Here is a 14,304-nt window from a genome sequence, read left to right as displayed (position 1 = left end):
CAAGCTCGGTATGCTGGCTCCCCACCCGCCCGCGCCCGACGGAGGCTGCCCTTGCGACCCGACCGAGGAACCGACTGGACCCCGCCCGAACGCACCAAGGGCGAGCCCGCGCCACCCGCCCAGCTGCGCCGCATCGCCGCACTCTTCCGCCCCTACCGCTGGCAGCTCGCCGTCGTCGGGCTGCTGGTCGCCGCCTCCGCCGTGGTCTCGGTGGCCACCCCGTTCCTGCTGCGCGCCGTGCTCGACACCGCGATCCCGCAGGGCCGCACCGGCCTGCTCACCCTGCTGGTGCTCGGCATGATCGCGGCCGCCGTGGTGAACAGCGTCTTCGGCGTGCTGCAGACGCTGATCTCCACCACCGTCGGCCAGCGCGTCATGCACGACCTGCGCACCGCCGTCTACAGCCACCTGCAGCGGATGTCGCTGGCCTTCTTCACCCGCACCCGCACCGGCGAGGTGCAGTCCCGGATCGCCAACGACATCGGCGGGATGCAGTCCACCGTCACCTCCACCGCCACCTCGCTGGTGTCCAACCTGACCGCCGTGGTGGCCAGTGTGGCCGCCATGGTCGCGCTGGACTGGCGGCTGACCGTGGTCTCGCTGCTCCTGCTCCCGCTGTTCGTCTGGATCAGCCGCAGGGTCGGCAACGAGCGCAAGAAGATCACCACCGAGCGGCAGAAGCAGCTCGCCGCGATGAGCTCGGCGGTCCAGGAGTCGCTCTCGGTCAGCGGCATCCTGCTCGGCCGCACCATGGGCCGCTCCGACTCGCTCTCCCGCGAGTTCACCGGGCAGTCCGACCGGCTGGCCGACCTGGAGGTGCGCTCCAGCATGGCCGGACGCTGGCGGATGTCCACCATCGGCGTGGTGATGGCCGCGATGCCCGCACTGATCTACTGGGCGGCCGGGCTGACCGCCGCGGGCGGCGCCCCGATCGTCTCGATCGGCACCCTGGTCGCCTTCGTCTCGCTCCAGCAGGGACTGTTCCGGCCCACCGTCAGCCTGCTCTCCACCGGCGTGCAGGTGCAGACCTCGCTGGCGCTGTTCCACCGCATCTTCGAGTACCTCGACCTGCCGGTGGAGATCGCCGAACCCGCGCACCCGGTCCGCCCGGCCGCGGTCCGCGGCGACGTCGCCTTCGACGGCGTCGACTTCCGCTACCACCCGGACCAGGAGCGGCCCACCCTGGCCGGCATCGACCTCAAGATCCCGGCGGGCGGCTCGCTGGCGGTGGTCGGCGAGACCGGTTCCGGCAAGACCACCCTCAGCTACCTGGTCCCGCGGCTGTACGACGTGACCGACGGCCGGGTCACCATCGACGGCACCGACGTCCGCGACCTCTCCTTCGCGACCCTGGCCGACACGGTCGGCGTGGTCTCCCAGGAGACCTACCTCTTCCACGCCTCGGTCGCCGACAACCTGCGCTTCGCCAAACCGGACGCCACCGACGCCGAACTGGTCGAGGCGGCCCGCGCCGCCCAGGTCCACGACATGATCGCGGCCCTGCCGGACGGCTACGACACCCTGGTCGGCGAGCGCGGCTACCGGTTCTCCGGCGGCGAGAAGCAGCGGCTCGCCATCGCCCGCACCATCCTGCGCAACCCGCCGGTGCTGATCCTCGACGAGGCCACCAGCGCCCTGGACAACCGGACCGAGCTCGCCGTCCAGCAGGCCATCGACGCCCTCGCGGCCGGCCGCACCACCATCACCATCGCGCACCGCCTCTCGACCGTCCGCGACGCCGACCAGATCGCCGTGCTCGACCGCGGCCGGATCGCCGAACTCGGCACCCACGACGAGCTGCTGGCGCTCGGCGGGCGCTACGCCGCGCTGCTGCGCCGCGAGGGCGCCCCGGTCTCAGCCTGACCCGGGCGCCCCGGCGGCGCCGTCCGCCCGGCGGGCCCGGGCCACCGCCTCGCCCATCGCCCCGAGGAACCGGCGGGCGGTGTCCAGTTCGGCCGGGTCGAACCCCGCCATCGCGGTGACCAGTTCACCGATCACCGGCCCGAAGAAGGACCGGCCCAGCTCGACCGCCCGCTCGTCGACGGTCAGCAGCACCCGCCGCCGGTCGGCGGTGTCCCGGCTGCGGCGGATCAGCCCGAGCCGCTCCAGCCGGTCGACCAGGGCGGTGGTGCCGGCCGAGTTGAGGCCGAGCCGCTCGCCCAGCAGGCCCGGGGTGACCGCCGTGCCGGCCCGGTCGGCGTCCAGCAGCTCGATCAGGGCCCGCAGATCGGTCGGGTGCAGACCGTGCAGGGCGGCGAACTCGCCGCCGAACCGGTCCAGCTCCACGGTCAGGGCGCGCAGCAGGTGCACCAGCCCCATCGCCCGGCTCCCGTCGTCCATCCGCCCCGCCTTCCGTCCGTTCTGTCGCTTGCCAAGTATCTCGCCCGGCGAGAGTATTGGTGATCGAAGGTATTGGTCAGCAAGAATATCGGCCAGCAAGAGTATGTGCCGCCGAGAGTATCGGCCAACGAGGGAAAGCCGACCGAGGGAACGGGGACCCCATGTCCGTGGACGACTTCCACACCGCGTACGAGGTCGTGCTCGCCAAGTGGCCGGCCGGCACCGCCGCGCTCGACCTCCGCTCGCCGTACGGCACCACCCGGGTGCTGGCGCACGGCCCGCAGGACGGTGAGCCGCTGGTGCTGCTGCCCGGCGGCGGCGCCGGGGCCACCGTCTGGGGCGCGCTGGCCGCCGAACTCGGCGGCCGGTACCGGGTGTACGCCGTCGACCCGCCCGGCGACGCCGGCCGCGGCGTGGCCGGGGACCGTCCGCTCGCCCGGCCCGCGGACCTGACGGCCTGGCTGGCCTCCGTGCTCGACGGCCTCGGCCTGCACCGCACCAACCTCGGCGGCCACTCCTACGGCGCCTGGCAGGCGCTGGGCCACGCCCTGCACGACCCCGGGCGGATCGGCCGGCTGGTGCTGCTCGACCCGACCCGCTGCTTCGCCGGACTGCGGCCCGGCTACCTGCTGCACGCCCTGCCGAGGCTGGCCCGCCCGAGCGCGGAGCGGGTCCGCGCGTTCCTGGCCTGGGAGTGCGCGGGTGCCGTGGTCGACGAGGACTGGCAGCGCCAGTTCGCCCTGGGCGCCGTCGAACTGCCGCGCCCGAAGCCGGTGATCGGCCGGCGGCCGGGCCCGGCGGCGCTGCGGGCGCTGGACGTGCCGACCCTGGTGCTGCTGGCCGGGCGGAGCCGCGCACACCATCTCGGGAAGGTCGCCGCGGGCGCCCGGGCGCTGCCGGACGTCCGGCTGGCGACGCTGTCCGGGGCCTCGCACCACTCGCTGCCCGCCGCGGGCGCCGGGGAGGTCGGCGCGCTGCTGCGGGAGTTCCTGGGCGGCGGGGCGGCGCCGGCTCAGGCCGCCTTGGGCAGTTCGTTGTAGCTGTCGGCGGTCTGCTGGCCGGACAGCTCCTGGATGGCGGCCATCACCTCGTCGGTGACCTGCCGGCGGGCCTTGGCCGAGCGGGCCTGGCCGTGCAGGGCGGAGAAGTCCAGCGGCTCGCCGAAACGGACCGTCACCTGCCGGACCCGCGGGATCCGCCGGCCGACCGGCAGGATGTCCTGCGGTCCCTCCAACGCCACCGGCACCACCGGGACGCCCGCCGTCAGCGCCAGCCAGGCCACCCCGGTCTTGCCGCGGTAGAGCCGGCCGTCCAGCGACCGGGTGCCCTCCGGGTAGATGCCGAAGGCCTTGCCGTCCTTCAGGATGTCCAGCGCCTGCTCCAGCGAGGCGGCCGCCGACCGGTAGGTGCCGCGCTCGACCGGGACGGCGTTGATGACGCTGGTGAAGAAGGACCGGACGATGGCGCCCTTGAGCCCGGTGCCGGTGAAGTACTCGGCCTTGGCCAGGAAGAACACCTGGCGCGGCGCGGTCAGCGGGATCACCACGCTGTCGATGAACGAGAGGTGGTTGCTGGCCAGGATCACCCCACCCTTGCGCGGCACGTTCTCCAGCCCCTCGATGACGGGGCGGTACACCGTCCTCGCCAGCGGCTTGAGCACGAGCTTGGTGATGAGGTTGATCATGGGCCCTCCCCGGCCGGCCGACACATGGGCTCGGCCGTACCCGGACCGAGGTCAGCTGGCAGATTACGACACCGCCCCCCGGGCCCGTCCACTCCTTCCGGCCGGTGGACCGGTGCGATTCCCGTCACGCCCCGCACAGGGCCGGCCACGCGGCGCCCACGGCGCGGGCCGTGACGTGCCGTCGGCACCGCCCGGGCCGGCGGGTGCCGGATCCGGCGGAAGCCGGACCGGGCGGGCCCGTGGCGGGTTAGCGTGTACCGGCGGAGCACCGAACCGCGCCGAGCCACGGGGGGTGGCCATGCCGATCCGTACTGCCCTGGTCCCGGTCCGCACCGCGCCCGACCGGCACACCGAGACGGTCCGTCTCTACCAGTCCGTCACCGGTGCCGCGGCGGGCCCGACCCGGACCGTCGAGGCCACCGGCCTGACCGTCACGGTGGTCGGACCGGTGCTGGTGCTGAGCGGCGCCGAGGAGGCGCTCGCCGCCGAACGCGAGGTCGGCGTGGTGTTCACGGTCGACTCGCTGGCCGGGACCACCGAACTGCTGCTGGCCCAGGGTGCCGAGCTGGTCCGGGAGCTGCCGGCGAAGCCGCACGGCCGGGGGCGGCAGCTGCGGCACCCGGACGGCCTGGTCGCCGAGTACCTCGAACTCGGCCCGTAGGCCTGACCCCGGACGGTCGGTCCCGGACCGTCAGTCCCGGACCGGGAACACCCGTCGCACCACCCGCTCCGCCGCCCGGCCGTCGTCCCAGGGGCAGAACCGCTTGCGGAACGCCGCCCGCGCGTCCGGCTCCGGGTCGCCGGCCCGCACCGCCGCCACCAGCTGCTCCTGGTCGGTGGCGACCGCGCCCGGCGGCTCGGCCATCAGGTCGAAGTAGACGCCGCGGGCCCGCCGGTACTCGTCCCAGTCCGGGGCGAACACCACGATCGGACGGTCCAGCACCGCGTAGTCGAACATCATCGACGAGTAGTCGGTGACCAGGGCGTCCGAGGCGAGGAAGAGGTCCTCCACCACCGGGTGGTCGGAGACGTCCAGGATCCTGGCGTCCTCGGGACCGGCCGTCAGGTCGCCCGCGCCGCCGTCGTGGAAGTAGTGGGTGCGCACCAGCAGGGTGAAGCCCGGGCCGAGCTGCCGGGCGAGTTCGCGCAGGTCGGCCAGCGGTACGTAGCCGCCCTGCGCCTCGCGGTGGGTGGGGGCGTACAGCACGGCTGTGCTGCCCGGCTCGATGCCGAGCCGCTCGCGCAGCGCGGCGCACTCCTCGGGGGTGGCGAGCGCCAGCCGGTCGTTGCGCGGGTAGCCGGTGTCCAGCATCTCGTAGCGGCCGGGGAAGGCGCGGGCGAAGTGCTCGCTGGTGTGCGGGTTGGAGGAGACCAGGAAGTCCCAGCGGTCGACCGCCTCCTGCAGCCGCTCGAAGTCCATGCCGTCGGCCGCGACCGGGTAGTCCCGCAGGTCCATGCCCATGGTCTTGAGCGGGGTGCCGTGCTGGGTCTGCAGGTGCACCGTGCCGGGCCGCTTGGCCATGGTGTGCGGGAAGTTGACGTTGTTGACGAAGTACTTGGCGGTGGCCATCGCCCGCAGGTACGCCGGGGTGTTGAGGATGACGTACGGCACGCCGGCCGGCAGGGTGGCCGCCCGGGCGCGGTTCTCCACCACCCACACGCCGCGCACCTGCGGCGCCAGCTCGCGCGCCTTCTCGTAGATGGCGGCCGGGTTGCAGGCGTACCCGCGGTGCCAGTAGGCCGCGTACACGGCCAGGTTCCGGTCCACGGGCAGCCGGCGGAAGGTGTTGTAGGCGGTGAAGCGGGCACTGCCGCGGACCGCCTTGCGGACCGCCGGCGCCACCGCGCGGGTGCCGCGCCGGACCGACCCGGGCAGCCGGCCGCCGCGCCGCAGCTCCTCGTACGAGCGGCGGGCGCCGCGGGCCACCAGCCGGTACTGCAGGCCGCGCACCCCGCCGGGGAAGCGGTAGCCGTCGGGGCGGTGGCGCTCGAAGTGCTCGCCGATCCGGCGGAAGAACTCCGCGCGCATCCCGGTCGGCACCAGCCCGGGGGTGTCGTGGACGGTGAGGGCCTGCTTGACGGTGCGGTCGAACACCAGCGTGCGCAGCTGCGGGCCCACCTCGGGGTGCCGGCCGAGGAAGGCGAAGATCGCGTCGTACTGGGCGAAGGCGTCCGCGTGCTTGGGGGAGGCGGTCGCGGTGATGGCGCCCGGGCGGCCGCGCCGGTAGGCGTAGCAGGGGCGGTCGAGGTAGCGCAGCCGTCCGGCGGCGAGCAGCGCGGGGTAGGTGACCGAGATGTCCTCGTAGTAGCCGCGGCCGAAGGAGACGCCGAGGCCCTCCAGGAAGTCGCGGCGGAAGACCTTGTTCCAGACCGACATCACGGCGGTGAGCAGGGCGGGGTGCTCGGCCAGCGTGCAGCCCTCGACCAGCGGGGAGCCGGCGAGCAGGTGCCGCCAGGGGTTGGGCTCGGTGCTGCCGTCCTGGTAGACGTGGGTGAAGTCGGTGAGCAGGACGTCGGCGGGCCGGCCGCCGGCCCGTTCGGTCTCCTGCTCGCGGCGGAGCTCGGTGAGGACGGCGTCCAGGCTGCCCGGCGGCAGCGAGTCGTCGCTGTCCACGAACCAGACGTAGTGGCCCGAGGCCTCGGCGAGGCCGACGGTGCGGGCGCCGCCGAGGCCCTGGTTCTCGGTGAGGTGCAGGACCTGGAAGCGGTCGTCGCCGGCGGCGTGGGCGTCCAGGATCGCGCCGCAGCCGTCGGGGGAGAGGTCGTCGACCGCGATCACCTCGACCTCGCCGGGCCGGGCGGCCGTGGCGGAGAGCGAGTCGAGGCAGCCGGGCAGGTAGCGCTCGACCCCGTGGACCGGCAGGACGATGCTCAACAGGGGGCTCACGCGTGGGTTCTCCGCGACGGGTGCAGGTGGCTGTCGGCAGGTGCGCCGGTACGGCCAACTCTAGCGAGCCCGGCTGCGCGTTCGATCACCGCGGACGCGGCGGTCGGGGGAACGCGAAACGCGACCGCCGGTGCCGCGCCGTGCGAGCGGCGGCACCGGCAGTCCGGTGTGGCGGTCCGGCCGACCCTCAACGGCCGACCGCCGGTCCCGTTCACTGCGGGAGAGTCGAACCGTCGCAGCGTCGAGACGGCCAAGCAGTGACTCACTGCAGTGTCGGAAGACTATTCATATGTCGAACACATTACTTCCGGATCTTGGGGTGATGTCCCTCGAAACGGTGCTGATACAGATACTGCTTGGAGGTTTCGGTGGAGTCAATCCCTCGGATGTGTTCAGTTTCTGAATGATGTCCCAACCATTGCCGCAGGTGTCCCCACCCTCCTATATTGACGCGAAGTCTCATAAAGGAGCGCCCATGGGCCGGCCGCCGCTGCCCGCCAGGCCGGTCAGCCCGGTGCTGAGGCTGCTGATGCTCGGGCCGCTGGCGGTCGCCGCCGGCGCGGTCTTCCTCGCCCTCACCTTCTTCGGCGGGTCCACCGACGCCCTGTTCGCCTGGCGGATGTCACCGGTCACCGCCGCGCTGCTGGGGGCCGGGTACGGCGGCTCCTGCGCCATGCTGGTGCTCGCGCTGCGGGCCAGGACCTGGGAGAAGGTCCGGGTCGCCACCGCCGCGAGCGCCCTGTTCATGCTGCTCATGCTCGGCGCCAGCCTGCTCGGCCGCCGCACCCTGCACCTCACCGGCGGCACGCTGCCCGCCTTCGCCGCCGCCTGGACCTGGCTCGGCGTCCATCTGCTGGCGCCGCTGATCGGCCTGGTCGCGCTCGGCGCGCAGTGGCGGACGGCCGGCCCCAAGCCGCCGCGCGCGCCCCGGCTGCCCTGGTGGGTGGCCGGTCCGATCGTCACCAGCGGCCTCGCCGTCACGGTCACCGGACTGCTGCTGTACGTCCTGCCGGACCCCGCGGCCCGGCACTGGCCGTGGGCCGCCCGGCCGCTGGACGTCCGGGCGCTCGGCGCCTGGTGCGTCGCCTTCGGGGTCGCCCTGCTGCTCGGCTGGCGCGAGGCGGAGCTGCGCCGGGTGCGCAACGGGATGGCCGCGCTGGTCGTCAGCGGACTGCTCGGCCTGACCGGGCTGGTCCTGCACGGCGGCCAGGTCGACTGGGACGGCCCGGGCGCCTGGCTGGTGGTCCTGGTGCTGGCCGGCTTCACCGGGCTCGGCCTCTCCGGGGTGGGGGTCTCCGCCCTGCTGGACCCCCCGGAGCTCCCGGACGGTCCGGAGGTGCAGCTCCAGTAGTGGAGATCCGGTGACAACCGGAGCATTACCAGGTGCCCGGGGGTAAAGGGAAGAGGGCCTCCGGCGCGCGCCGCGGACCCGCGACACCCGGGTGCGCCCGGCGCGACCTGCGAAGAGAGCGCGCGGCCGGAGCGCGGCCGGCCGGCTTCGATGCCTACTCGTGACCCAGGCCACGGACACCTGGTGATGTGTCAGTTCCTGTCGCACGATACGGTGGCAGAACACCAGGACGGTTGCACGGACTCCGTCTCACACGGATAGTCTTCGCCTCACGGCCCTGGCGCCTCGTAGGGGTGGGAAATTGATGGAACACATGCAAGCACGGACCCGGGCGCGAGTGCCGGCGATCCAGTGCGGTGTCGGCACGACCGGCCGCCGGATCGAGCGTCACCTCGCCGTGCTGGGCGCGCCCGCACTCTCGGCGGTGGACACCGCGGAGGCCCTCGGGCTGATAAGGGAGCTGACGCCGCGCGGCGCCGGCACCTCCACCGCGCGTCGGCGGACAGCCCGGGTGCGGCTGCTGACGCCGCTGCGCCGGCTCCGCCGCAGCCTCTTCGGCAGCCGCGGCTAGACCAGGCCTCGGCGCCGGGCGCGCCGCAGGTCCAGGGGGATGGCAGCAGGACGCAGCCATCCCCCTCCCGGTCGTACCCGGGTCCGGTCGGGCCGGGCGCCACGCCGCGGACACCGCCGCCCGCCCGGACGACGATCCGTCAGGATGGCGCCATGGCAGACACCTTCCACTCCATCGTCTTCGAGATCACCACCGGCTCCGACGAGGCTGCCGTCGACATCACCGAACGCTGCACCTCCTTCCTGGCCGGGGCGGCCGCCGGGCGGGACGGTCTGCTGAACGTCTTCGTCCCGCACGCCACCGCCGGTGTGGCCGTGATCGAGACCGGCGCGGGCAGCGACCAGGACCTGCTGCACGCGCTGCGCCGACTCCTGCCCTCCGACGACCGCTGGCTGCACCGGCACGGCAGCCCCGGCCACGGCCGGGACCACGTGCTGCCCGGCCTGGTCGCACCGCACGCCACCCTCCCGGTGATCGGCGGCCAGCTCGCGCTCGGGATCTGGCAGTCCGTGGTGCTGATCGACACCAACGGTGACAACCCCCGCCGCTCGGTCCGGCTGTCCTTCCTCGGCTGACCGGCTGACCGGCTGACCGGCTGACCAGTTGACCGGCTGACCGCCCGGGCCCGGCCGCTCCTTGCGGGCAGCCGGGCCCGGCGGGTAGGAAGGCGGTATGACGGATCCGGACACCCCCGAGCCGACCGCCCGCCCGGACGGCGCCGCGGCCTGCGAACTCGCGCCCGCCGGTGACCCGACCGCAGGCCTGACCTCCGACCCGGCACCCACCGGCCCGCGCGCCGACTGCGTGCTGTGCGGCGAGCCCACCGAGTACCCCGCCGACCACCCGGGCAGCACGCTCTGCCCGGTCTGCACCTGGCAGCAGGCCCAGCGGATCGCCTGCTCGGGCTGACCGCTCCACCCGGTCCGCCCACCCGGGCCGCCCACCCGGCCCGGTCCGCAGGGCCGGGGATCCGCTCAGGCGTCCTCGCGCCCGGCCAGCCGGAGGGTCGAACCGTGCCGGTGCTTGCGCACCAGCAGCTGGGCCGGGATCCGGCTGCGCAGATCGGCGACGTGACTGACGATGCCGACCGCCCGGTCGCGCTCCCGCAGGCCGTCCAGCACGTCCATCACCTCCTCCAGGGTCTGCTCGTCGAGGCTCCCGAACCCCTCGTCGATGAAGAGGGTGTCCAACGGCATGCCGCCGGCCTCGTCCGTCACCACGTCGGCCAGACCCAGAGCGAGGGCCAGCGAGGCGAAGAAGCTCTCCCCGCCGGAGAGGGTGGCGGTGTCCCGCTCGCTGCCCGTCCAGGCGTCGACCACCCGCAGCGACAACCCCGAACGCTTGTTGCCCGAGACCAGCCCGTCGCTGTGGACCAGGGTGTAGCGGCCGCCCGACATCTTCACCAGCCGGTCGCTGGCCGCCGCGGCGACCTGCTCCAGCCGGGCCGCGAGGACGTACGACTCCAGCCGCATCCGCAGCGCGTTGTCCGCGGGCGCGCCCGCCACCAGCGCCGCCAGCCGGCTGATCCGGCCGTACCGGTCCAGCGCGGGCGCCAGGTCGGCGGCCAGCGCGGTGAGCGAGGCACCCAGCCGGGCCAGCGCGGCCGTGCGCTCCCGGGCGGCACTCTCCTCGGCGGCGGCCCCGCGCAGCCGCTCCGTCGCCCGCCCGAGCACGGCCTGCGCCAGCTCCTGGTCGACCGGCGGCTGCGCGGCGGCGGCCATCAGCTCGGGATCGGCCAGCCTGGCCTCGGCGGCGGACCGCTCCGCCGCCAGCCGCTCCAGGCGCTCGCGCAGCGCGGCGCGCTCGGCGGCGGGCAGCACGGCCGCCTCCGCGGCGCCGGCACCGGCGAACCCGGCCGCCAGCGCCGCCGTACCCAGCTCCAGCTCGGCCTCGGCCAGCCGGGCCGCGGCCCGTTCGGTGGTGTGCGCCGCGGCCAGCGCGGCCGCCACCGCATCGGCAAGGCCCGCCAGCGCGGCCGCCCGGGCGGCGACCGACGGGGCGTCACCCCGGGCCTCGGCCAGCCGCCGGTCCAGCTCCTCGCCCTCCGCGGTGAGCGCCTGGAGCCGGGCGGACAGCGCGGCGGTCCGCTCGCCGGCCTCCCGCAGCCGCTCCTGCCGGGTGCGCTGCTCGGCGGCCAGCTGGTCGATCCGCTGCCCGAGCTGACCGAGCCCGTCGGCGGCCCGCAGCGCCTCGGCCCGGCCGTGCTCGACCCCGGCCAGCTCGGCGGCCAGCTCCGCCACGGCGCGGGTACCGGCCGTGCCGGCGGCCTCCGCCTCCTCCACCCGCAGCGCCGTCAGGGCGGCCTCGGCGGCCTCGGCCGCCGTCTCCGCCTGCTGCTGGGCCGCCCTGGCCTGCCGCTCGTCCGCCGCCGTCACCGGGGTGCCGGCCGGCCGGGCCGGCGCCGGGTGCTCGGCCGAGCCGCACACCCGGCAGGCCTCGCCCGGGGCCAGCTGACCGGCCAGCTCGGCGGCCATCCCGGCCAGCCGCCGTTCCTGCAGGTCCAGGGTCCGGGCCCGGGCGTCCTGGGCACGGCCGCGCAGGTCGAGGGCGGTGCGCTCGGCGTCGGCGAGCCCGGTCAGCAGCGCGTCGCGCCGCCGGGCCGCGGTGAGCCGGCCGGTCAGCTCGGCCCGGCGCAGGTCCAGCTGCTCGACCCGGGCCTCGGCCGCCCGGGCGGCGGCCTGCTCCTCCTGCAGCACTTTGAAGCGGCCGTCGTAGTCGACCAGCCACTCCTGGGCGTCCTCGGCGAGGTCCTCGGCCCGGGCCCGCTCCTCGGCCAGCTCGGAGCGTTCACGGGCGAGCCGGCAGCGGCGGACCTCGTCCGCCTGCGCGGCCTCGAGGCGGCCGAGGGTGGCCCGCAGACCGTGCTCGGCCTCGGCCAGCGCGGCGGCCGGCGCCGCGCGCAGCGCCTCCTCGGTGAGCAGCGCGCGCAGCCGCTGCTCACCCGCGGCGGCCGTGCGGTGCGCGGCGGCGGCGCCCGCCCGAAGCCGGAGCAGGCTCTCCACCCCGACCGCGGCCTGGGCCGCGGCCAGCCGGTCCTGTTCGCCGGCCAGCGCCTCGGCCCGCCCGGCCAGCGAGGCGGCGGCGAGCGCCGCCTCGCGGTGGCGGCGCTGCCGGTCGGCCAGCTCGGCGGCGCGCTGCCGCCGGTGCTGGGCCTCGCCGTGCTGCTGCTCGGCCCCGGTCAGCGCGGCGGACGCGACGGCGAGCTGTTCGGCGGCGCCGACCCGCAGGATCGCGGCCCAGCCGAGGACGGCGTCGGCGAGGCCGGCCGAGCCGGCGGCCGGGCCGTCCTCGGCCGGGAGCCACTGCTCGGCGGGCTCGGCCAGCGGGCCGGCCGCCTCCTCGGCCCGGGCCGCCAGCTCGCGCAGCCGTCGCCGGCCCTCGCGGACGGCGGCCTCCTGCTGCTGGCGCTGGTCACCGAGCCAGCGCTCCAGCAGCTCGAACCGGCGGGTGTCGAAGAGCCTGCCGAGCAGTTCGGCACGCTGCTTGGAGTCGGCCCGCAGGAAGCGCGCGAAGTCGCCCTGCGGGAGCAGCACCACCTGGCAGAACTGGTCCCGGCTCATCCCGACCAGGTGCCGGATCTCCTCACCGGCCTCCTGGTGGGACTTGCTGAGCGCCCGCCAGGCGGGCGCCCCGCCGGCCGGGTCGGCGACCGCCTCCCGCAGCAGGGTCTGCGGCTTCTCCACCGTCCAGCCGGTGCCGCGGCGCTTGGGACGGCGCTGCTCGGGGCTGCGGGTGATCTCCAGCCGCCGGCCGCCGAGGGTCAGTTCCAGCCGGACCTCGGTCAGCCGGTCGGGGGCGGCGTGGTCGCTGCGCAGCGGATTGCCCTTGCGGGCACCGGGCACCTCGCCGTACAGGGCGAAGCAGACCGCGTCCAGGACGCTGCTCTTGCCGGCCCCGGTGGCGCCGCGCAGCAGGAACAGGCCGCTGTCGGCGAGCCGGTCGAAGTCGACCTGCTCGGTACCGGCGAACGGGCCGAAGGCGGTGACCGTCAGGTGGTGCAGCCTCATCGGGCGTCCTCCGCAGCGCGTTCGGTGCTCCGCCGGACCGCCTCCAGGCCCTCCACCAGCCAGGCGTGCTCGACCGCGTCGACGTCCCGGCCCGGCCGGACGTGCCGGACGAACCCCTCGGCGACCTCCAGGTCGCTCCGGCCGCTGACCCGGGCCGCGTACGAGGCCTCGCCGTCACCGGTGCCGCCCTCGGGGTCGAACAGCAGCTGCAGGGTGTGCGGGAAGCGCCGGCGCAGCTCCTCCATCGGGTTGGCCGGGCGGGCCGGGTCGGTCAGGGTGGCCTGCACCCACGACCCCTCGTGCGGGGTGTGCCGGGGGTCGGCCAGCAGGTCGGCGAGGGTGCCGCGGAGCCGGGCCAGCGGGCGCGGCACCGGGCAGTCGACGCGCGCGGCCTCGACCGAGCCGTCGGCGGCGAGGTCGACCAGCCACATGGACTTGCGGTGGTGCTCCTCGGAGAAGGAGTACGCCAGCGGGGAGCCGCTGTAGCGCAGGTGCGGGGCGAGGGTCTGGCTGCCGTGCAGATGGCCCAGGGCGGCGTAGTGGACGCCGTCGAAGACCGAGGCGGGGACACTCGCCACCCCGCCGACCGTGATGTCGCGCTCGCTGTCGCTGGGCTCGCCGCCGGTGACGAAGGCGTGCGCCAGCACCACCGCCCTGGTCCCGGCCGGGCGGGCGGCCAGGTCGGCCCGGACGGCGTCCATCGCGGCGCCGAGCACCCGGTCGTGTCCGCCGCGGTCCAGGCCGAAGCGCTCGCGCACCAGCGCGGGCTCCAGGTAGGGCAGCCCGTACACGGCGACCGGGCCGTGCGCGTCGGAGAGCAGGACGGGCCGGGCGCAGCCGTCGGGGTCGGTGCGCAGATGGATGCCGGCCCGGTCGATCAGCCGGGAGCCGACGCCCAGGCGGCGGGCCGAGTCGTGGTTGCCGCTGATGAAGACGGTGGGGACGCCGAGTCCGGCCAGCCGGAACAGCACGTCGTCGAAGAGCGCGACGGCCTCCAGGCCGGGCAGCGCGCGGTCGTAGACGTCGCCCGCGACCAGGACGGCGTCCACCCGCTCGGTGCGGACCACCTCGACCAGGTGGTCGAGGAACGCGCGCTGGGCGTCGTGCAGGCTCTCGCGGTGGAACGAGCGCCCGAGGTGCCAGTCCGAGGTGTGCAGCAGTCTCACGACCGGGCCACCACCCGCATGCTCGCCACGTCCGCTCCCTGTGCGTCGCCGCCGTCCGGCGGGGCCGACGGGACAGGGCCGGCCAGCACCGAGTATCACAGGAACCACCGACAACGCGGCCGTTGTGCCGGATCCGCCCCCGCCCGCCGGGGGCGTGGGTTATATGGGCGGCGGGCACCCGCGGGCCCGCCGGTGCTCGCGGAGCGTGGACTGTCAGTGACGCTGTGTATGTTCCCGGACGTGGGCGGTGCCGTCGCGGGCCGTCCGGCGACGACCCGTGCGGGGGCGGCCCGCGCGG

Annotated in this window: 12 protein-coding genes; 7 read left to right on the top strand and 5 right to left on the bottom strand. The window is 75.3% G+C overall.

The window, feature by feature from the left end; translation table 11 throughout:
- Positions 1-51: 51 nt before the first annotated feature.
- Positions 52-1,863, top strand: coding sequence for an ABC transporter ATP-binding protein (locus AC2TEW_RS07100; RefSeq protein ID WP_484622475.1), 1,812 nt, complete (start codon positions 52-54; stop codon positions 1,861-1,863).
- Here the strand turns inward: AC2TEW_RS07100 and AC2TEW_RS07095 are convergent.
- Entirely contained in the window at positions 1,855-2,340 is a 486-nt protein-coding gene (locus AC2TEW_RS07095; protein ID WP_484622474.1) for a MarR family winged helix-turn-helix transcriptional regulator, read from the bottom strand. The two genes, AC2TEW_RS07100 and AC2TEW_RS07095, sit on opposite strands and share 9 nt — an antisense overlap.
- 161 nt (positions 2,341-2,501) lie before the next feature.
- Between AC2TEW_RS07095 and AC2TEW_RS07090 the strand changes: the two genes are divergently transcribed.
- Entirely contained in the window at positions 2,502-3,380 is an 879-nt protein-coding gene (locus AC2TEW_RS07090; RefSeq protein WP_484622473.1) for an alpha/beta fold hydrolase, read from the top strand.
- Here AC2TEW_RS07090 and AC2TEW_RS07085 read toward each other — a convergent pair.
- On the bottom strand, positions 3,353-4,024 hold the full coding sequence (locus AC2TEW_RS07085) for a lysophospholipid acyltransferase family protein (RefSeq protein ID WP_484622472.1): 672 nt from the start codon (positions 4,022-4,024) through the stop codon (positions 3,353-3,355). The genes AC2TEW_RS07090 and AC2TEW_RS07085 overlap by 28 nt on opposite strands.
- A gap of 298 nt (positions 4,025-4,322) precedes the next feature.
- Between AC2TEW_RS07085 and AC2TEW_RS07080 the strand changes: the two genes are divergently transcribed.
- Positions 4,323-4,685: a hypothetical protein gene (locus tag AC2TEW_RS07080; RefSeq protein WP_484622471.1), complete on the top strand. Its 363-nt coding sequence runs from the start codon at positions 4,323-4,325 to the stop codon at positions 4,683-4,685.
- Between the two features lie 30 nt (positions 4,686-4,715).
- Here AC2TEW_RS07080 and AC2TEW_RS07075 read toward each other — a convergent pair whose 3' ends face one another.
- Positions 4,716-6,911, bottom strand: a complete 2,196-nt coding sequence (locus tag AC2TEW_RS07075; RefSeq protein WP_484622470.1) for a bifunctional glycosyltransferase/CDP-glycerol:glycerophosphate glycerophosphotransferase — start codon at positions 6,909-6,911, stop codon at positions 4,716-4,718.
- 475 nt (positions 6,912-7,386) lie between these two features.
- Here AC2TEW_RS07075 and AC2TEW_RS07070 point away from each other — a divergent pair, with 475 nt between their 5' ends.
- From AC2TEW_RS07070 to AC2TEW_RS07055, 4 genes are all read left to right on the top strand, one after another.
- Positions 7,387-8,262: a hypothetical protein gene (locus AC2TEW_RS07070; RefSeq protein WP_484622469.1), complete on the top strand. Its 876-nt coding sequence runs from the start codon at positions 7,387-7,389 to the stop codon at positions 8,260-8,262.
- Between the two features lie 304 nt (positions 8,263-8,566).
- Positions 8,567-8,833 carry a hypothetical protein gene (locus AC2TEW_RS07065; RefSeq protein WP_484622468.1) on the top strand — a complete coding sequence of 89 codons (267 nt, stop codon included), beginning with the start codon at positions 8,567-8,569 and terminating at the stop codon, positions 8,831-8,833.
- Positions 8,834-8,985: 152 nt separating this feature from the next.
- Positions 8,986-9,408, top strand: a complete 423-nt coding sequence (locus tag AC2TEW_RS07060; RefSeq protein WP_484622467.1) for a YjbQ family protein — start codon at positions 8,986-8,988, stop codon at positions 9,406-9,408.
- Between the two features lie 97 nt (positions 9,409-9,505).
- Entirely contained in the window at positions 9,506-9,742 is a 237-nt protein-coding gene (locus tag AC2TEW_RS07055; RefSeq protein WP_484622466.1) for a hypothetical protein, read from the top strand.
- Between the two features lie 65 nt (positions 9,743-9,807).
- On the opposite strand, the gene AC2TEW_RS07050 is transcribed toward AC2TEW_RS07055, so the two are convergent.
- Both AC2TEW_RS07050 and AC2TEW_RS07045 read right to left on the bottom strand, forming a co-directional pair.
- Entirely contained in the window at positions 9,808-12,840 is a 3,033-nt protein-coding gene (locus AC2TEW_RS07050) for an AAA family ATPase (RefSeq protein WP_484622465.1), read from the bottom strand.
- The gene (locus tag AC2TEW_RS07045; protein ID WP_484622464.1) at positions 12,837-14,006 is read right to left on the bottom strand and encodes an exonuclease SbcCD subunit D; all 1,170 of its coding nucleotides are present in this window, start codon (positions 14,004-14,006) and stop codon (positions 12,837-12,839) included. The genes AC2TEW_RS07050 and AC2TEW_RS07045 overlap by 4 nt, the downstream gene beginning before the upstream one ends.
- Positions 14,007-14,304 lie beyond the last annotated feature (298 nt).

The organism is Kitasatospora sp. NEAU-CNBT7, assembly GCF_057220535.1.
This window is presented reverse-complemented; position numbering and strand designations above follow the sequence as displayed.

Coding starts and splice junctions, on each gene's coding strand:
- AC2TEW_RS07070 (WP_484622469.1), top strand. CDS start 7,387: ATGGGCCGGCCGCCGCTGCCCGCCAGGCCGGTCAGCCCGGTGCTGAGG.
- AC2TEW_RS07055 (WP_484622466.1), top strand. CDS start 9,506: ATGACGGATCCGGACACCCCCGAGCCGACCGCCCGCCCGGACGGCGCC.
- AC2TEW_RS07095 (WP_484622474.1), bottom strand. CDS start 2,340: ATGGACGACGGGAGCCGGGCGATGGGGCTGGTGCACCTGCTGCGCGCC.
- AC2TEW_RS07060 (WP_484622467.1), top strand. CDS start 8,986: ATGGCAGACACCTTCCACTCCATCGTCTTCGAGATCACCACCGGCTCC.
- AC2TEW_RS07065 (WP_484622468.1), top strand. CDS start 8,567: ATGGAACACATGCAAGCACGGACCCGGGCGCGAGTGCCGGCGATCCAG.
- AC2TEW_RS07085 (WP_484622472.1), bottom strand. CDS start 4,024: ATGATCAACCTCATCACCAAGCTCGTGCTCAAGCCGCTGGCGAGGACG.
- AC2TEW_RS07090 (WP_484622473.1), top strand. CDS start 2,502: ATGTCCGTGGACGACTTCCACACCGCGTACGAGGTCGTGCTCGCCAAG.
- AC2TEW_RS07080 (WP_484622471.1), top strand. CDS start 4,323: ATGCCGATCCGTACTGCCCTGGTCCCGGTCCGCACCGCGCCCGACCGG.
- AC2TEW_RS07050 (WP_484622465.1), bottom strand. CDS start 12,840: ATGAGGCTGCACCACCTGACGGTCACCGCCTTCGGCCCGTTCGCCGGT.